This window comes from Pseudoalteromonas nanhaiensis (genome assembly GCF_051235485.1).
In the GTDB taxonomy this organism is placed as follows: domain Bacteria; phylum Pseudomonadota; class Gammaproteobacteria; order Enterobacterales; family Alteromonadaceae; genus Pseudoalteromonas; species Pseudoalteromonas lipolytica_C.
This window is the reverse complement of the sequence record NZ_JBPNYQ010000002.1, coordinates 1-19,513: the sequence shown is the minus strand read 5'-3', so window position 1 is coordinate 19,513 and position 19,513 is coordinate 1. Positions and strand designations below refer to the sequence as shown.

Genomic DNA, 19,513 nt, shown 5'->3' with positions numbered 1-19,513 from the left:
GAAATAATATGGCGATTCATCCAGAGGCAGGGAAACCTGCGCCACAACAGAGCTTAGTAAATGTTCCAAAACTGATCTCTGCTTATTACTTAAATGAACCTGATCTTGAACAAAACCCAGAGCATTGCGTTGCTTTTGGTACGTCTGGTCACCGCGGTTGTTCATTCGATGTAAAATTTAATGAATCGCATATATTAGCGATCACTCAAGCAATTTGTGATTATCGTAAAGAAAATAACATTTTTGGACCTCTGTTTCTTGGCAAAGATACGCATGCTTTAAGTGAAGCTGCTTTTAATTCAGCAATTGAAGTGTTGGTTGCGAATGAAGTGCAAGTAATTACTCAAGAGAATAACGACTATACGCCAACCCCAGTGATCAGCCACGCAGTTGTTTGTCATAATAAAGAAAATCCAAATGAATTGGCCGATGGTATTGTTGTAACTCCGTCACACAACCCGCCCGAAGATGGTGGTTTTAAATATAATCCACCGAATGGCGGTCCTGCTGATACTGACGTTACTAAATGGATTGAAGATAGAGCAAATCAATTACTGCTTGAAGATTTAGTTGCTGTAGAGTTATTTCCGTTTGCTAAAGCATCACGTTCTGGCTTTATCAAATACCAAGATTTAATAACACCTTATGTCGATGACTTAGCGAACATCGTTAATTTAAAAGCTATTAGCGATGCAAAAATCAAAATTGGTGTGGATCCACTCGGTGGCTCTGGTATCAACTTCTGGCCAGTGATTGCCGAAAAATATAATTTAGACTTAACGGTCGTAAATAAGTCTGTTGATCCAACATTCTCGTTCATGCCTTTGGATAAAGACGGTAAAATCCGTATGGATTGTTCATCTCCCTATGCAATGACTAATCTTATTGCATTAAAAGATGACTACGATATTGGTATTGGTAACGACCCTGATTATGACCGTCACGGCATTGTTACACCTGATGGTCTAATGAATCCAAATCATTTTTTAGCGGTTGCAATTGACTACTTACTAAATAACCGTGAATGGTCAAACGATGTTGCAATTGGTAAAACGCTCGTATCTAGCGGCATGATTGATAAAGTGGTTGCACGTAATAACCGTGAAGTAAAAGAAGTACCAGTAGGCTTTAAATGGTTTGTTGAAGGCTTAAGCAAGGGGACACTTGCTTTTGGTGGCGAAGAAAGTGCAGGGGCGTCATTCTTGCGCTTCGATGGTACGGTGTGGAACACCGACAAAGACGGTTTTATCTTAGGTTTACTAGCTGCTGAGATATTAGCAGTAACGGGTAAAACACCTTCACAGCTATACAAAGAACTTGAGCAAGAGTTTGGTGCACCTATCTATAAACGTATTGATGCCCCAGCTAATGCACAGCAAAAAGCGCGTCTAAAAGCGTTATCAGCAGATGATGTAACTGCCAGTACCTTAGCGGGTGATGCTATTACACAAAAACTAACTCATGCACCTGGCAATAATGCTGCTATTGGTGGTTTAAAGGTTGTTACCGAAAATGGTTGGTTTGCTGCTCGCCCATCAGGCACAGAAGATATCTATAAAATTTACCTAGAATCATTCAAAGGTGAAGAACATCTAGCGTTACTAGAAAAAGAAGCGAAAAAACTGGTTGATTCAGTAATTAGCTAATTTCATTTTTATCTTTTAAAACGGCTGAGATTCTCAGCCATTTTTGTATTCTACTCTCACGTATTTTTAGGATAGGACAATGAGCTATTCAATTCCTTCATATCTTGACGAATTAAAAAACAATGGCGACTTTTTAACCTTAACCCGTAACAATGAATTTTCACTTGAGCCTTGTGCATTCACCCTTGAGAATGGCACTGCTGTGACAGTTCATGATACGGGCATCATTGAATTTCAACCAAATCAGCAAACAAACAAAGATATTGTTCTTTCAAGTGCGATACATGGTAACGAAACGGCGCCAATTGAAATTTGTGACCAATTAATTAGAGCAATTATTAAAGAACAACTACCGCTTAAGCAGCGTGTGCTGTTTATTTTTGGTAATCCAAAGTCGATTAATATCGGTAAGCGCTTTGTAGATGAAAACCTAAACCGCCTGTTTAACGGTCACCATACTGTAGAAGGTATTGCTTCAAACCCTGAGCGAGTTCGTGCAAAGCAGCTTGAGGATGTTGTTTCTGATTTTTTCCAAAGAGGCAACCACAACAGTGAGCGTTTTCATTATGACCTTCATACTGCAATTCGTGGCTCTAAAAATGAAAAGTTTGCTGTATACCCATTCTTACATGGAAAACCGTGGAAAAAATCACAGCTGCAATTTTTACTCAGCTGTGGTGTAAACACAGTATTAATGATGAAATCAGCGGCAACAACGTTTAGTTACTACTCGTCGTTTGTACATGGTGCTGATTCATTTACGGTAGAGCTTGGTCAAGTAAAGCCATTTGGTGAAAACGACATGAGCCACTTCGAGAAAACCAAACAAACTTTAACTGCATTAATTAGTCAAGAAAAGGTGGATTATAAAGAATTTAATGCAGATGATTTTGAGTTGTTTTCAGTTTATAGAACAATAAACCGTACGTGTGAAGACTTTAGCTTCCCATTTGCTGATGATGTAGAAAACTTCACCGGTTTCGCAAAGGGTGAATTATTGGCAATTGATGGTCAGACCAGATATGAAGCGGAGGTAGAGGGTGAAGCTATTATCTTCCCAAACGCTGATGTAGCCTTAGGTCAGCGTGCTTTGCTTACCGTTATCCCAATGCAAGTTGATAGCAACTTTATTTAAAATCTCTGCATTAAAACCCATCTATATTAAGTTAACTATATGACTATAAAGAGTTTATTTTGTTGTATAGTTAACTTTCCATGCGTTTTTAGCCATTTCTCATCTATTCGTCTATGATTAGTTGAATAACAACTTACGTTAACGTAAAGTGACGGCAGTTTAATTTAATTAGATTGAATATTGCGCAAACTTTATCCTTACAGCAAATGCTGATAATAAACACAAATAAGGGCAGTGGCGTAGGTTTCTGACAACGAAAGAAGGTAGGTTATGAGTAATCCAAATAACGTATCGCTAAACATTAATCATGATCTGTCATTTATTGATGGTCACGCATTAACGATCCCTACATTAAGTATTCTTAATGAGGAAGGCGACATTCATGAAGGTGCCACCGCACCCGATATCGACAAAGCAACCGCAATCCGTTTATACGAGACAATGCGTTTTATTCGAGCACTTGATGAACGTATGCAAGCAGCACAGCGTCAGGGTCGTGTAAGCTTTTACATGCAATGTTTAGGTGAAGAAGCGGCTGTAACCGCATCAGCAGCAGCGCTTGACCAAAACGATATGATCATGGCCCAATACCGTGAACAAGCCGCTTTGCGATACCGAGGTTTTACACTTGACCAATTCATGAACCAAATGTTTTCAAACGAAAAAGATTTGGGTAAAGGTCGCCAAATGCCAATTCACTATGGCTCACGCGAACTTAACTACATGACAATTTCATCACCACTTGGTACGCAAATTCCGCAAGCAACAGGTTATGCGTATGGTCAAAAAGTTCGCCATATTGACCCACAAACAGGTGAGTTAAACAGCACAATTGATAACATCACCATTTGTTATTTTGGTGAGGGTGCAGCCTCAGAAGGTGATTTTCATGCGGGCTTGAATATGGCTGCTGTTCACAAAGCGCCAGTTATCTTTTTTGCTCGTAATAATGGCTATGCGATTTCAACCCCTGCTGATGAGCAATTTAAAGGGGATGGTATTGCTTCTCGTGGTGTCGGTTATGGTATTAAAACAATCCGTGTTGATGGTGCTGATGCCCTTGCAGTTTATGCTGCAACTAAAAAAGCACGTGAAATTGCCACTAAACATGGTGAGCCAGTTTTAATTGAATCAATCGCTTATCGTTTAGGGGCTCATTCAACGAGTGACGACCCAAGCGGCTACCGCAGCAAAGACGAAGAAGCTAAACACAAAGGCTGTCCAATCGAACGTTTCCGTAACTGGTTACTAAAACAAGGTTGGTTAGACGAAGCGCAAGACGCAAAAGACAAAGAAACAATTCGTGAAGAAATTTTAGCAGCGCTTAAGCGTGCTGAAAAAGTAGCAAAACCAGCATTAGAAGATCTCATTTCTGATGTTTATGATAAGCCAATCCCATCACTGCAAAAACAATACGAACAATTAAAAGAGCACATTTTGCAGCATCCTGATGCTTATCCAACAACTGCTGGGAGATTAAAGTAATGGCTAAAATGAACATGCTTCATGCAATTAACTCTGCCCTTGATATCACCATGGCAGAGCATCCAAATGCATGTATTTTTGGTGAAGACGTTGGTTATTTTGGTGGTGTATTCCGTGCAACATCGGGCTTACAAGAAAAATATGGTAAGCACCGTGTATTTAATACACCGTTAACTGAGCAAGGTATTTTAGGTTTTGCTAATGGTTTAGCGGCGTTTGGTGCACCTGCTTTAGCTGAAATTCAATTTGCTGATTATATTTTCCCTGCATTTGACCAAATCGTGAATGAATCAGCTAAATTCCGTTACCGCAGTGGTAATGAATTTAATGTAGGCAATCTAACAATTCGTACTCCGTATGGCGGTGGTATCGCAGGTGGTTTATATCACTCACAATCACCAGAAGCCTATTTTGCTCATACACCGGGTTTGAAGTTAGTTGTGCCACGTAATCCTTATCAAGCAAAAGGCTTACTTCGTGCATCAATCAAAGATGATAACCCTGTTATTTTCTTTGAGCCAAAACGTTTATACCGTGCATCAACGGGCGAAGTACCAGAAGAAGATTACAGCATCGAACTTGGCAAAGCTGAAGTTGTGCAAGAAGGCACTGATGTCACTTTGCTTGCTTGGGGCGCGCAGATGGAAATCGTTGAAGATGCGGCTAAAAAAGCAGCTGAACAAGGTATTAGTTGTGAAGTTATCGACTTACGTACTATTTTACCTTGGGATGTTGAGACAATCGCTAAATCAGTGACTAAAACAGGTCGTTTAGTCGTTAGCCACGAAGCACCAATCACTAATGGTTTTGGGGCTGAAATCGTTGCAACAATTCAACAAGAGTGTTTCTTACACCTTGAGTCGCCAATTGCTCGCGTGTGTGGCCTAGATACGCCATATCCATTAGCACTTGAAAAAGAATATGTGCCAGATGCACTAAAAGTGCTTGCTGCGATTAAGCAATCAGTTGAGTTTTAGGAGTCAGTATGTCTAAAGATTTTATCTTGCCAGATATCGGCGAAGGCATCGTAGAGTGTGAAATTGTAGAGTGGTTAGTTGCAGAGGGCGATGCTGTAAAAGAAGACCAGCCTATTTGTGATGTGATGACCGACAAAGCGCTTGTGCAAATTCCAGCTGTCCATGATGGTGTGATCAGCAAGCTATATTATGCCAAAGGTGATATTGCGAAAGTCCATGCGCCATTATTTGCAATGGATGTTGATGGCGAAGCACCAACACAAAGCGAAGAAGCTCAAGCTCCAGCGGCTACTGAAGCACCATCTGAGACTGGTGAGCACTTAGAAGATTTCATTTTGCCAGATATCGGTGAAGGTATCGTTGAGTGTGAAATTGTTGAGTGGTTAGTGAGTAAAGGCGATGAAATCGTTGAAGACCAAGCTGTGTGTGATGTAATGACAGACAAAGCATTGGTGCAAATTCCGGCTAAATACACAGGTAAAGTGAAAAAGCTTTATTACCAAAAAGGTGATATTGCAGCGGTTCATAGCCCATTATTTCAAATGAGCATTGCGGGCCAAAGCGCAGAGCCTGATGTAAGCTCTGCGGTAGTTAAAGCACAAACAAATGCAGTGACTAAATCTGCAGAAAAGCCAGCACCTGCATCTAGCGCAACTAAACAACTTAACAAAAAAGCAGTTGCTTCACCTGCTGTTCGTCGTAAAGCCCGCGAACTAGATGTTGATTTAACGCAAGTACCAGGCTCTGGTAAAAATGGCCGGATTTATAAACAAGATATCGAAGATTTCTTAAACGAAACACCAAGCCAAGAAACACAACAACAAGCTGCGCCAAAAGCGGCAGAACCAGCGGCAACTCTAACAGCAGTGTCTGGTGGTAGTCGTGTTGAGCCAATTAAAGGCATTAAAGCCGCAATGGCTAAGCAAATGGTTGCCTCAGTTTCGACAATTCCTCACTTTACATTCTGTGATGAAATCGACCTGACTAAACTAATTGCAATGCGCAGCGAGTTAAAAGAGCAGTATAAGCAACAGGGCGTTAAGCTCACTATGATGCCGTTCTTTATTAAAGCGCTGTCATTAGCTATTAAGCAATTCCCAGTACTTAACTCACAAGTTAATGATGATTGCAGTGAGCTGACTTACTTTGATGATCATAACATCGGTATGGCGGTTGATTCTAAGATTGGTTTACTCGTGCCAAACATTAAATCATGTCAGTCAAAGAGCATTGTAGATGTTGCAAATGAGGTTACTCGTTTAACTGAAGCGGCACGTGATGGTCGTGTTTCACCAGATGATTTGAAAGGCGGCACTATTAGCATTTCTAACATTGGTGCGATTGGCGGCACAATTGCAACCCCGATCATCAATAAACCTGAAGTAGCGATTGTTGCTTTAGGTAAACTGCAGCATTTACCTCGTTTTGATGCACAAGGTAATGTAATTTCAGCTGCTATTATGCAAGTAAGTTGGTCTGGCGACCACCGCGTGATTGATGGCGGAACGATTGCCCGCTTCAACAATTTGTGGAAGTCATACTTAGAAGATCCTGCAAAAATGATGATGGCGATGAGCTAACATTAGCAAGCATTAAAAAACCAGCCTCGGCTGGTTTTTTATTATCTAAAGCAAAAATTATATTCCGTAAAAGTACAAGCCATAACCGAATAACAGTGCCGGTATTGTTGAATACACAGTTGCCATTAGCGCTGCTTTTGGTGCTAATGCGATTGCTGGGAATAGGGCGTCGCCATCATTCGAAATTGCATTTGCTGCCATCGCGCTAAATGGAATAATGCCTTGAATATAGAGTGTCATTACGACAATTTGCGGCCCACAACCAGGTAATAAACCAATGGCTACAGCCACCAGCGGTGCTAAATATGCGTAGTCATAAAACCATACGCTCAAATTTATACCAGCCAGATTAACTAAAATTTCAAAAAGCATAAAGCTGGCGACAACCCAGGCCGTAACAAAGTGGGTGTCCATTAAAACCTTTGTTAGTTTTGAAGGTGGAGTACAAGGAGCCTCTTCACTGGTTACTTGTTTATAACTGCTGCCTTTAGATGAAAGTGCCCATACAACTACAGTGAATAACGCCATAATCGAGCCAAATAGGGTGATACCTTGATTAACGCTATTACCGAATACGCTAAGGTCGGTATTGGTTGCGATAACAAAGGCAACTATCAAGCTTGGTACTAGGGTCAATTTCCAAACAGGGCGGCTAAATTTCAAAGCGCTTGGTTGGCACTGCGGCGGTTCTGTGTATTCGCTTGCTTCATCAGGTTGAAATTTATCAGCTTTATGAAATGTGTTAACTAACTGACCGCTAATAACGCCCACAGCAACACCGATTAACATCATTAATAAACCATCAAGTGGGCGAGTGGCTAATAGCAAAAAAGCAGCATCCCCCATGGTTGCGGTTAAGACTGCAACAACAGAACCAAAACTAGCTTGTTTTTTGGTAAATTGGGTTACCACAATAATGGCACCCCCACAGCCAGGTAAAGCACCTAAGATTGAAGCAAAACTCACTTCTAGAATGCCTGATTTAGCATGTAAATAGCTAAGCTGTAACTGAGGAAGGCGATCAATTAGGTAGTAATAGATTAATAAGGTGGCTGCAACAAATACTGATACTTGAAAAAAAGCATCACTTAAAGCTTGAAGGGTAAATTCACGCGTTGTTGGTACTACTAATGCAACAAGCAAAAGAAGGGGTAAAAACAAGCGTTTATTATCCGTAATATAACACCTCACTTTTTTAGGAATGAAACTCGATGTTTGTGATAATGAGAGCATACAGTGCAACCTAAAAATTAATCAGGTTACACTGTAAATTAGATTTTAATGAAAATCAATCTCATTTGCATCTATTGGCGTTGGAACTCTGAAGTAGCATTCCATTTAGGCCATTCTTTACGCTCAGAGATATCAAAACCTACTTGATAGAATAACTGAAGATCCTGAACGGCACCTGATAAATCCCATTCATCACGGTAACGATCACATGGTTGATGGTAACAACCACGAAGCACTAAACTCATACGCTTACGGTAATTTGCTGTTTCTTCATCAAGGGCTTCACTACCGCCACCGGCATACATTGCTGGTACACCCATGTTTGCAAACGCAAAGTGATCAGAGCGATAGTAACCACCTGAAGACGGTTTAGGGTCGCCAGATACTGTACGGCCTTGTGCTTTTGCAGCTGTTTCTAGCAGACTATCCATTTCTGATTTGCCAATACCAACAACACTGATATCTTTCACTTTACCTAATAAGTTCAAGCTATCCATATTGATGTTTGCAACAGTTTGAGAAGCTGGGATCACAGGGTTTGCAGCATAATATTTAGAGCCAAGTAAACCTTGCTCTTCAGCCGTGACAGCTAAGAATGTCATTGAGCGGCTAGGGTGCTCAGGTAAACTTGCAAACGCTTCTGCCACTTCAATTAAACCTGCAGTACCTGTCGCATTATCGTGGGCACCATTATAGATTTGGTCGCCTTTACGGGTTTTATCTGTACCAAGGTGGTCCCAGTGAGCAGAATAAATGATGTGCTCATCTGGCTTTTCGCTACCCGGTAAAGTCGCGATAAAGTTATACGAAATTGACTTTTTAATCGTATTGTTTACTTCAACGCTGGCTGTTAGGTCGCCCATATCAACATGGTAAGCACCTTTTGCAGCATTTGCTTTCATGGTGTCGAAATCTAAACCGGCTTTCGAGAACAACTCTTTAGCAACGTCTGTGGTTACCCAGCCTTCAACAGCAACACGATCCATGTTGTTGTTTTCTTTTTGGAAACCAAATTGTTCGCCGCTCCAAGAGTTTTCAACAACAGACCAAGGGTAAGAAGCTGGTGCTGTTTCGTGAATGATAATTGCACCTGCTGCACCTTGACGGCTCGCTTCTTCGTATTTGTATGTCCAACGACCATAGTAGGTCATGGCATCACCGGTGAATAAATCAGGGTTTTTAGTCGCAAAACCAGGATCGTTTACCAGCATGACAACTGTTTTGCCTTTTACGTCCAGGCCTTCGTAGTCGTTCCAGTTGTATTCAGGTGCATTGACACCATAACCAACAAACACAAGTTCTGAGTCTTTAATACTTTCTTTTGCACTTATGCGGCTACTGCCCATAACCATGTCTTTTTTGTATTGGTAATCTTTGCCACCAATAGTCAGTACCATGTTTGAATCTGCTTCAAGTGAAACAAGCGGTACTTCTTGTAAGAAACTATCGCCGTTACCCGGCTCAAAACCTAATGCTTTGAATTGTTCAGTTAAATAGGCAAGGGTAAGCTCTTCACCTTTTGATGATGGTGCACGGCCGCCAAACTCATCTGATGCCAACACTTTAATATGCTCAGCTAATTGCTCTGAGTTAATGCTTTGATAGGCTTTTTCTACATCATTTGAAGTGATACTTGTTGAAGCACAGCCTGCAATGATAGCACTTGCAAGGAGTGTCACTGGAAAATAGCGTTTCATAATAGCTCTTTTTTTGTTTTATGGTGGCATTAGTATATGAGGTTCTATTAATGAGAACCAGTTTTTGCGGTAAACTAGTCACAATACATCAAGAAGTTAATATATTACGCAATGAAACGATTTACCGCACCCGAGCAGTGGTCTACACAATACTTAACAACCGGTGCCTTTGCTGATTTAGCAACACTATTTAATATAGATAAGCTATCAGATTGGCCTTCATGTCACTGGTTTAGTCAGTATCTGAATGCACAAACATCACAAGGCACCGCCATTAGTTTTGTTGAAGATGAAAAATTTGCTGACGAAACTCGCTATTACGAACAAATTATCTTTGAAACTGGGCAAGTACCAACAAGACAACAAAATTGGCACGACCTTTTTGGCGGATTTATTTGGTGTTTATTCCCAAAAACCAAAGCGCTGATCAATCATCAACATATAGAAGAAATTAAACTACACGGTCTAAAAGAGCGTAGCAAACATAGAAACGCACTAACTTTATTTGATGAATGTGGTGTCGTGCTTGCAATTACAGAACAAAGTTGGCAACAGCTATTACGCGACCACCAATGGCAACAGGCGTTTGTTGAGCAGCGACAACAATGGGGGCAAAGTATTAGGCCATATATGTTTGGTCACGCTAATTACGAAATGCTGACTCAGCCTTATATCGGCCTAACAGGTAAGGCTTTGTTTGTTGTTGTTCCTGATGACATATTTTGTAAAGATTTAAGCGAGCAATATGCGTATCTAGATCAACGTCTTTATGAGATGATAAAAAATGATGATTGCTTGCGGGACAATAAAAATTTATCGCCGCTGCCATTGTTAGGTGTGCCGGGTTGGTGGACTGACAATGAAAATCCAGATTTTTATAGTAATACCGATTACTTTAGACCGAAACGAAGGAAACGCACATGATTGAAGTCGCAGGGCTTAAGAAAAAGTTTAAGCTAACGAAAGATCATAAAAAAAATAAAACGGACAATATAGATCCCCGTGAAGATAAAGAGTTTTTTCATTCTGTAAGAGACGTTAGCTTTCAATGTAATAAAGGCGAAGTGTTAGGGTTGTTAGGTCCAAATGGTGCTGGCAAAACGACCACTTTAAGAATGATTTCAACAGCTTTAAAACCAGATGAAGGTAGTATTACTATCTCTGGGCACGATATTGTTAAAAAGCCATTAGTTGGCCGTAAATCAATTGGATTTCTGTCTGGCAGTACTGGCTTATACGGACGTTTGACGGTTAAAGAAAACATAGAATATTTTGCCCGTTTACATGGCATGAGTAAAAAAGCGGTCGCTGCTCGTTGTGATGAGCTATTCACCTTGCTTGATATGCACAACTTTATTGATAAACGTGCAGAAAACCTCTCTACGGGTATGAAACAAAAGGCCAATATTGCTCGCGCTGTTGTCCATCACCCTGACGTGGTTATTCTTGATGAGCCAACGACTGGCTTAGACATTATGACAACGCAAACTGTTATTAACTTTATTCGTGGCCTTAAAGAGCAGGGTACACCGGTTATTTTCTCAACTCACCACTTAGATGAAGTAGCGTTACTTTGCGATCGGGTTGCGGTAATTAATCAAGGTATTAGCTGTTTTGATGGCACCTTAGATGAGTTTAAACAAACGGGTAAAAGCGAAGAGCTAAACCAAGCGTTTATGAATATTTTAACGGAGAGCCGTGATGTTTGAAGTATTTAAAAAGGAATTAAAAGAGCTGCTACGTGACCGTAAAACCTTGATATTCGTCGTTGCTCTTCCGGTTGCTATATTCCCACTGTTATTTGCTGTTATGGCATTTATTAGCTCGCAAGCGGCACTTGAGGCCGAGCAAGAAGTGCATACCTACGCAATTATTAATGGTAACTACGCGCAAGAGTTTACAGATAAGGTGTTTTACCACAAAAGCTTTACTTTATATAAAGGCGACGAAACCTTTAATAGCGTAGAAGATCTCACTAATGCGGTAAAAGCAGGCACCATCGATATGGGTATCTATTTACCGTCAGACGCAAAGCAAACACTAGACGACGCTAAGCAAAGTGAATGGCAAGTTGTTTATAACGATGCAAAGGCAATTAACTTTTTATTTGACCGCGTTAAAGAGCTTGCTAAAGACTATGGCGATAAACTGCGTACTAGCAAATTATTAAGCTTTGGCGTATCAGAGCAGCAACAAGCTGCCATTATCGAGCCTATCAAAGTTGTAAAGGTTGATACCGCAGATAAGCGTGAAAATCTGGGTGAGAAAATTGGTGGCTTTATTCCTTATTTACTCATTCCACTTGTATTAATGGGCGCAACTTATCCTGCGATTGATTTAGGTGCTGGTGAAAAAGAACGTGGAACGTTAGAAACTCTGCTACTAACACCAATAACACGCACTCAATTGGTACTTGGTAAGTTTATTACTTTATTAGCGTCATCGATTGCAACAACGACAATTACTGTATTGAGTATGGGAATATGGATCGCGGTTGCAATTGCGTTTGTTGATTTAGCTGTTGTTAAAAACGCATTTAGCTCTTTAACGGTATTAGATTTAGGGCTGATTTTTGTGTTGTTATTGCCTATAGCTGCAATCTTCTCGTCATTAGCGCTGGCTATTTCTATTTATGCGCGAACCTTTAAAGAAGCACAAAACTACATGGCACCACTAAGCATGGGTGTCATTTTTCCAATTATGGTTGCTTTAATGCCGAATGTTGAACTGACGAGCAAAACCGCTTTTATTCCAGTGACAAACGTTGCGTTGGCAATCAAAGAAATCATTAAAGGCACCGTCGATTACACACTTGTGGGTTTAATTTTCTTAGCGACAGTCATTGTGGCAGGTGCATTACTCGCGTTTTGTGTTAAATGGTTTAATAAAGAGGATGTACTGTTCCGCTAGTCAAAATTCTGGCTACTAAAAGAGCACCGCAGCGGTGCTTTTTTATTGTCTGTGTGAAAGTAAAAATACGTCTTAGTGGTTTTGTTTTTTATTTACGATCAATCTTTATTATTATGATTTTGACCTATACTGAAGGAAGACTCGCATAATAGGCAATTGATTAAATGGACTATGTACAGCCGAGACGTATTTTTAGTCGCCATAAAATCCCCATTATTACCTTGTTTGTGTTAGTAATCGCGGCAGGCTTAATCACAGTACAATACGAATACTCGCTGCGTGAACAATTATTTGAACGTACTCAAATAAAGATGCAAAGAGAACTGACTGATAAAGAAGCTGCTTTACGCTCTGTATTTAGAGAAAATATTTCTGCACTTAACTTTCTAGATGCAACCCCACCTATTATGGCCATTATGCGCGCCACTAATGAGCAACAAATAGATCCTGTACTTGGAACACCTATTTCAGCATGGAAAGACAGGTTAGCAAAAATTTTCAGTGGTTTTATGACTACAGATAAGAATATAGCCCAAGCAAGGTATATTTACATTGCAGATAACGGTAAAGAAGTTGTAAGAGTCGATAATATAGATGGTCAAGTTATTCGTGTGGCAGAGGATAAGCTACAACATAAAGGCAACAGAGAATACATGACCATCACCTCACAATTAGCAAATGGCTTAGTGTATATTTCGCCAATTAATTACAACCGAGAAAACGGCCAAATTCAGCGACCCTATGTGTCTAGTTACAGGGTTTCTAAACTGGTTCAAGATGCCAATGGAAGCCCATTTGCGGTACTCATCATAAACTACTTTGCAGACAATCTTTTACGAAAGCTTACAGCTGATACTGATAAGCAGTTTAATGTGTACTTGCTTAATGCTAACCAGCAATATTTGTATCACCCAGATGAAACATACCGGTTTAGTTTTGAGTTAGGGAGCGATAAATCATGGTCTAAGGATTTTTCTGAAAATCAAAACATAAACACAGTCGATTTTTTTGATGCTTTTTATCTACATAAGCAACTTTACTTAAAACAAACTGTGGAATTTAAAAACGGTATAAAAATGGCACCATTAACGATTGCGGTGTCAGTTGATACAGATGACTTACTAAAAAATTTAGAGCAAAAGCGAAACAAATTTATCTTTCTAATTTGTTTAGCACTTATATGCGTTATAGCTGTATTTATTATCTATCAGCGCAACATTAACAGAAAGCTAGAATTAAATTTTTTGAAAGAAAAAAATAGCAAGATTATCGAAAGTTCTTCAGATTCAATTTTCATGATTATGCCTAATGGGATCATTTGCTATGCAAATAAAACAGCAAAAACTTTCTTTGGCATTGAGCAAAACAAAACTGAGTTTGAGCAGCTATTCAATTTTAACGATGAAGATTTTTTAGGCGTCAAACATGCTATAAAATCAGATAAGCCTTGTTCATTTGAGGCTATTCATATTGATCAAAATAAAACGCATTATTTTTCTATTACTCTCGCGACGATATATGACGCAGCGAATCAACAAACTCAGTTAGCAGCAATTGCTAGGAATATTGATACGCTAAAAAACGCGCAGCATCAGCTTGAAAAGTTAAATGATACTTTAGAAGAAGAAGTTAAAAAACGTACCGCTGAGCTTGAGTCTGCAACCGAGCAAGCTTTGGCAGCCAGTAAAGCTAAAAGTGAATTTGTCGCTAATATCTCCCATGAAATTCGCACCCCTATGAATGGGGTATTGGGGATGCTAGAAATGCTTGAAGAGCAACCCCTAACAAAGCAACAGTTACAGTATTTACATTATGCAAATGCAAGTGCCAACTCGTTGATGACTTTAATAAACGATATTTTAGATTTTTCTAAGATTGAAGCAGGAAAGTTAGATTTAGATTTTCATGAGTTTGATGTTGTGGCGGTATGTAGTGATTTAATCACCTCAATGGCAATGCAGGGGCATAAAAAGGGCCTCGAAGTGTTACTAGATACTTGTGATGTAAAACATCGAACTGTAATAGGTGATAGTCATCGTTTAAAACAGATATTAAATAACTTATTAAGCAATGCGTTTAAATTTACGCACAAAGGTCATGTGCTTTTATCGGTGGCTGAACAACATATTGATGAACACACTGTACAATTGACGTTTGCAGTAACTGATACAGGGATCGGTATATCAGAGCAAAATCAAAGTAAGTTATTTGAAGTATTTACCCAAGAAGATTCAAGCACAACACGGCATTATGGTGGAAGTGGACTTGGATTATCGATCAGTCGGCGCCTCGCGCAGATGATGGGGGGAGATATAGTTGTTACAAGTCAAAAAGATGCAGGCAGTTGTTTTACAGCGACAATTTCAGTTGAAATTGTGCAGCAAGAAAAGCCATTAAATAAACCAATGGCATTATTGGCTGAAAAAAGAATTGGTTTAGCAGTAAGTTATGAAGTTTTAGCGCAGAACATTGAGAAAAAGCTGCAAAGTATATGTTTTCCGACTTATAAAAGTTTACAAAAAATAAAGTCTTTTAGTAGCAATGAACTTACTAGCTTTGACTTAATCATTATTGATCACAAACATGCAGAAATTGATAGCGTTATCAGCTATGCAAAACATAATACTGATAAATATTTAATGGTTTTGGGGATTTTATCCTCCATGTATAAACGACAACAATTGCCAGATAATATTATCTTCATTGCTAAACCCGTGACTAAAGATGAGTTAGTTTACCGATTAGCATTACTTTATAAAGATTCAGATCATCTTATTGAACGTAAAAACCACGATGAAAAAGAGCGTATAGAGTTAGATTTATCAAACCGGTCAATTTTAATCGTGGATGACAACTTAATTAATATAGAAGTCAGTAAAGCAATATTACGAGATAGCCATATACATATTGAGTCTGCTAGTGATGGACTGGACGCTCTCGATGTGTTGAAAAATAACAAATCAGTATTTGATTTAATTTTAATGGATTGTCAGATGCCCAATCTCAATGGTTATGACTGTACAAAAGCGATCCGTCAGGGAAAAGCAGGACAGCAATACCAAGATGTTGTCATAATAGCGATGACGGCAAGCGCTATGGCAGGCGATAGAGAAAAGTGTTTAAGTGTTGGTATGAATGACTATATTACCAAGCCTATAAAACAAGCCACATTACGTAAAAAATTAGCAATGTGGCTAAAAAACTAGGCTGCATCTTGGCTATTATTAAGTCCGTGATTAGGTGTCAGTTTATTAATGTCTGCAGAGTGAATCACTTTTTGTGTTTCACTCCAGTGTAGTAACTCAATACGACCTGAACTGTTTTCAACTAATGCAGTGCAACTTTCTATCCAGTCGCCATCATTACAATACAAAATACCATCAACTACTTTAACGGCAGGGTGATGAATATGCCCGCAAATGATGCCATCGACAGCTTGTTTTTTTGCTTCATGGATGGCTGCTTTTTCAAAGGCATCGATCGCTTCACGCGCTTTATGTACTCTAGCTTTTATCCAAGACGCTAAAGACCAATAATTACCACCAAATAAACGGCGAATACGATTAGTCCAACGATTTAGAAATAATAACAAGTCGTAGCCAGCATCGCCTGCAATACTGATTAATTTGTTGTATCGGGTTGCTGAGTCAAAATCATCACCGTGCAAAAGCAAAAACCGTTTGTTGGCCTTAGTGGTGTGTATATATTGTTTGTGTACTTCGATACCGAACAACGACTCATTGGCATAATGGCGAAAGGTTTCGTCATGATTACCGGGTATATAAATAACTCTGGTGCCTTCTTTCGCTTTTTGTTGAATAAGCGCTAACACATCGTAGTGACTTGAATGCCAGAAAAATTGTCGTTTCATTGACCATAAGTCAACAATATCACCGACCAAATACAGTACGTCGCATTCAATGGCATTTAAAAAGTCGAGTAAGTACTGCGCTTGGCAGTCTTTGTAACCTAAGTGAACGTCGGAGATCCAAACGGCAGGATAGTGGGTTTTACTACTGCAAGTGGTGTTATTCATGGCATTTACTCATGGTGTAATAAAGTAAATGCTAGGCAGAATCAATGACAGTAAAAAGACGCTTTAGCGAAACATCTATGACAATTAATAAAACAAAAAAACCGCCGAAGCGGTTTTTTGTTTATCAATAGCTAGCTAATTAGCCTTTAATTAAAGATGTAATTTCTGCAACTGCAGTATCTAAATCTAGCATTAGCTTTTCACCTGTGCGGCGGTTTTTAAGTTCAACCTTGTTTTCGTCTAGGTTACGCTCGCCAATAACAAGTGTGAAAGGTACACCTAGCAGTTCCATATCGTTGAACATCACACCAGGGCGCTCTTTACGGTCATCAAACAACACGTCTAAACCCGCTTCTTTTAATCCTTTATAAAGGTTTTCAGCGATATCAGGGATACGGTGAGACTTATGCATGTTCATAGGTACAATTGCTAAGTCAAATGGTGCTATTGGCTGTGGCCATTTAATACCGTATTGGTCGTTGTTTTGCTCAATAGCCGCAGCTACGATACGAGAAACACCAATACCATAACAACCCATGGTCATAATTTGGTTTTTGCCAGATTCACTCAGTACGCCTGCTTTCATAGCTTCTGAGTACTTAGTACCTAGCTGGAAGATATGACCTACTTCAATACCACGTTTGATTTGCAGTGAGCCTTGACCACATGGGCTTGGATCGCCTTCCACGATGTTACGAATATCAGCAACTTCGTAGTTTTCTACATCACGATCCCAGTTAATACCGCTGTAGTGTTCGCCGTCTTTGTTTGCACCCGCAACAAAGTCAGCAAGTACATTTGCAGAGCGGTCAACAATAATTGGCATCGTTAGGCCTACAGGGCCTAATGAACCCGGTTTTGCACCAATAGCAGCAACGATGTCTTCTTCTTTCGCCATTTCAAGTGGTGAGTCCACAAGTGGATGTTTTTCAGCTTTTAATTCGTTTAATTCATGGTCGCCACGTAAAACAAGCGCAACTAAACCACGTTGTTCGTTTTCATCTGGCGCACCATATACGATTAATGTCTTCACGCCGCGATGAGGTTTAACACCGTAATGTTCTTTAAGCTCAGCGATGGTTTTTGCATCAGGCGTTGGGAACACTTTTAACTCTTTGCTTGCTGCTGGGCGCTCTTCAGTCGGTGCTAATGCTTCTGCTTTTTCGATGTTTGCAGCGTAATCACTTGCATCACTAAAGGCAATTGCATCTTCACCAGATTCTGCAAGTACGTGGAACTCGTGCGATACGCTACCACCAATAGAACCTGTATCAGCGATAACAGGGCGGTAATCAAGACCAAGACGCTCAAAGATGTTGCAGTATGCTTTGTGCATTACTTGATATGTTTTCTCTAAACACTCATCACTTAAGTGGAAAGAGTAAGCATCTTTCATGGTGAATTCACGAGCACGCATTACACCAAAACGAGGGCGAACCTCGTCACGTACTTTGGTTTGCACTTGATATAAAGTAAGTGGTAATTGCTTATAAGAGCTTACTTCTTTACGCACAAAGTCAGTGATCACCTCTTCGTGAGTTGGACCAAGAGCAAATGGGCGGTTGTGGCGGTCATTAATACGCAGTAATTCAGGACCAAATTGCTCCCAACGACCAGACTCTTCCCAAAGATCAGCAGGTTGGATAATTGGCATTAACATTTCGATAGCGCCAGCTTTATCCATTTCTTCACGCACAATGTTTTCTACTTTTTTAAGTACGCGTAAACCAGAGGGCAACCATGTATACAAACCCGACGCAACGCGGCGGATCATGCCTGCTCGTAGCATTAATTGATGAGAAACAATTTCTGCATCAGACGGAGTTTCTTTAAGTGTTGCGAGTATATATTGACTGGTACGCATCTCTATTCCAAGTAGTGTTAAAATTATTATCGTTTACTCAAGACGTTTGAGTAGTAACAAGGCGCTCAGTTTACCAGTGGAATCACTGACACTAAAGCGCTATATGTAAAAAAGCTAGCATTTTTCAATGCTGATCACTGTATTGTGGTTATCTTTAACATGCCAACGAATATTAAAGTCATATAAGGTCATGCCGTAGCTTTGCTCTGAATCACGTTGCTTTTTGTATGCCGGGCGAGGATCTTGCTTTAATACATTGCTTATAAACGCTTTTAATTCAGGTTGTTCAGTTTGTTTTTCGATAAAGGCTAGGGCTTCATCGCTAAATTCGACACTCATATCGGTTTCTGGTCGGGTATCGGCAAAGCCTGCCGTAGCATCAGTAATCGCATCTGAGTAAGGTAAATAAGGCTTAATATCTAATATTGGTGTGCCATCGAGCAAATCGATACCTGACAGTAATAAGCTTAATTGACCATTTTTATATTCGATGCCTTCCAGTTTAACAGCACTCATCCCAATTGCGTTTGGGCGAAAGGTTGCGCGTGTTGCAAATACACCTTTACGCTCATTACCGCCAAGACGCGGGGGTCTTACCATTGCTGAGTAGCCTTTATCAGCGGTTTCGTGAAATCTGAATAATAACCAAATATGGCTGAATTCATCGAGGCCGCGAACAAACTCTTCGCGGTTAAAATCGCTGCTGAATACCAGCTTTGCTTTCGCTTCAGGAACCAAACGAGGTTGGCGCGGTATAGCAAATTTTTGTTTGTAAGGAGATTGAATGTGGCCGACGGCAGTTAATTGGTATTCGCTCATTGTGCATTGTCGTTAAGATAATCTGCCGACATTTTATATATATACCCAAACCATCTCAAGATGCGAGTTTCAGTTGGAATTAAAAGCGATTTAGGCAAGGCATTGATTGCAAGTAATAGTGGTTCTATTGT

14 protein-coding genes are annotated in these 19,513 nt (G+C 39.9%); 9 read left to right on the top strand and 5 right to left on the bottom strand.

Translation table 11 applies throughout. The features are described 5' to 3' along the window. Positions 1-8: 8 nt before the first annotated feature. The 5 genes from pgm to ACSFVZ_RS02350 all read left to right on the top strand — a co-directional run bounded on the left by pgm (position 9) and on the right by ACSFVZ_RS02350 (position 6,823). The gene (gene pgm, locus ACSFVZ_RS02370) at positions 9-1,646 is read left to right on the top strand and encodes a phosphoglucomutase (alpha-D-glucose-1,6-bisphosphate-dependent) (RefSeq protein ID WP_435558002.1); all 1,638 of its coding nucleotides are present in this window, start codon (positions 9-11) and stop codon (positions 1,644-1,646) included. 79 nt (positions 1,647-1,725) lie between these two features. Further along, complete coding sequence (astE, locus tag ACSFVZ_RS02365) at positions 1,726-2,781, top strand: succinylglutamate desuccinylase (RefSeq protein WP_435558001.1); 1,056 nt, start codon at positions 1,726-1,728, stop codon at positions 2,779-2,781. A 270-nt stretch (positions 2,782-3,051) separates the two neighbouring features. Next, positions 3,052-4,266, top strand: coding sequence for a thiamine pyrophosphate-dependent dehydrogenase E1 component subunit alpha (locus tag ACSFVZ_RS02360; protein WP_435558000.1), 1,215 nt, complete (start codon positions 3,052-3,054; stop codon positions 4,264-4,266). Then, on the top strand, positions 4,266-5,243 hold the full coding sequence (locus tag ACSFVZ_RS02355) for an alpha-ketoacid dehydrogenase subunit beta (protein WP_135924411.1): 978 nt from the start codon (positions 4,266-4,268) through the stop codon (positions 5,241-5,243). Before ACSFVZ_RS02360 ends, ACSFVZ_RS02355 begins: the two co-directional genes overlap by 1 nt. Before the next feature lie 8 nt (positions 5,244-5,251). After that, positions 5,252-6,823, top strand: a complete 1,572-nt coding sequence (locus tag ACSFVZ_RS02350; RefSeq protein ID WP_435557999.1) for a dihydrolipoyllysine-residue acetyltransferase — start codon at positions 5,252-5,254, stop codon at positions 6,821-6,823. Positions 6,824-6,880: 57 nt separating this feature from the next. Here the strand turns inward: ACSFVZ_RS02350 and ACSFVZ_RS02345 are convergent, their stop codons facing one another. Together ACSFVZ_RS02345 and ACSFVZ_RS02340 are read right to left on the bottom strand one after the other, a co-directional pair. Then, positions 6,881-8,056 carry a putative manganese transporter gene (locus ACSFVZ_RS02345; RefSeq protein WP_435557998.1) on the bottom strand — a complete coding sequence of 392 codons (1,176 nt, stop codon included), beginning with the start codon at positions 8,054-8,056 and terminating at the stop codon, positions 6,881-6,883. A 71-nt stretch (positions 8,057-8,127) separates the two neighbouring features. Next, complete coding sequence (locus tag ACSFVZ_RS02340; RefSeq protein ID WP_135924414.1) at positions 8,128-9,753, bottom strand: M28 family metallopeptidase; 1,626 nt, start codon at positions 9,751-9,753, stop codon at positions 8,128-8,130. 111 nt (positions 9,754-9,864) lie between these two features. Between ACSFVZ_RS02340 and ACSFVZ_RS02335 the strand changes: the two genes are divergently transcribed. From ACSFVZ_RS02335 to ACSFVZ_RS02320, 4 genes are all read left to right on the top strand, one after another. Continuing rightward, complete coding sequence (locus tag ACSFVZ_RS02335) at positions 9,865-10,677, top strand: DUF3025 domain-containing protein (RefSeq protein WP_435557997.1); 813 nt, start codon at positions 9,865-9,867, stop codon at positions 10,675-10,677. Further along, complete coding sequence (locus ACSFVZ_RS02330) at positions 10,674-11,462, top strand: ABC transporter ATP-binding protein (RefSeq protein ID WP_135924416.1); 789 nt, start codon at positions 10,674-10,676, stop codon at positions 11,460-11,462. The genes ACSFVZ_RS02335 and ACSFVZ_RS02330 overlap by 4 nt, the downstream gene beginning before the upstream one ends. Continuing rightward, positions 11,455-12,663, top strand: a complete 1,209-nt coding sequence (locus tag ACSFVZ_RS02325) for an ABC transporter permease subunit (protein WP_135924417.1) — start codon at positions 11,455-11,457, stop codon at positions 12,661-12,663. Before ACSFVZ_RS02330 ends, ACSFVZ_RS02325 begins: the two co-directional genes overlap by 8 nt. A gap of 164 nt (positions 12,664-12,827) precedes the next feature. Next, a complete protein-coding gene (locus ACSFVZ_RS02320; RefSeq protein ID WP_435557996.1) occupies positions 12,828-15,869 on the top strand; it encodes an ATP-binding protein in 3,042 nt (1,013 codons plus the stop codon). Here ACSFVZ_RS02320 and ACSFVZ_RS02315 read toward each other — a convergent pair. The 3 genes from ACSFVZ_RS02315 to tsaA all read right to left on the bottom strand — a co-directional run bounded on the left by ACSFVZ_RS02315 (position 15,866) and on the right by tsaA (position 19,382). Then, positions 15,866-16,699 carry a UDP-2,3-diacylglucosamine diphosphatase gene (locus tag ACSFVZ_RS02315; protein WP_435557995.1) on the bottom strand — a complete coding sequence of 278 codons (834 nt, stop codon included), beginning with the start codon at positions 16,697-16,699 and terminating at the stop codon, positions 15,866-15,868. The genes ACSFVZ_RS02320 and ACSFVZ_RS02315 overlap by 4 nt on opposite strands. Positions 16,700-16,838: 139 nt before the next feature. Next, the gene (locus tag ACSFVZ_RS02310) at positions 16,839-18,563 is read right to left on the bottom strand and encodes a proline--tRNA ligase (RefSeq protein ID WP_435557994.1); all 1,725 of its coding nucleotides are present in this window, start codon (positions 18,561-18,563) and stop codon (positions 16,839-16,841) included. A gap of 114 nt (positions 18,564-18,677) precedes the next feature. Further along, a complete protein-coding gene (gene tsaA / locus ACSFVZ_RS02305) occupies positions 18,678-19,382 on the bottom strand; it encodes a tRNA (N6-threonylcarbamoyladenosine(37)-N6)-methyltransferase TrmO (RefSeq protein ID WP_435557993.1) in 705 nt (234 codons plus the stop codon). Positions 19,383-19,513 lie beyond the last annotated feature (131 nt).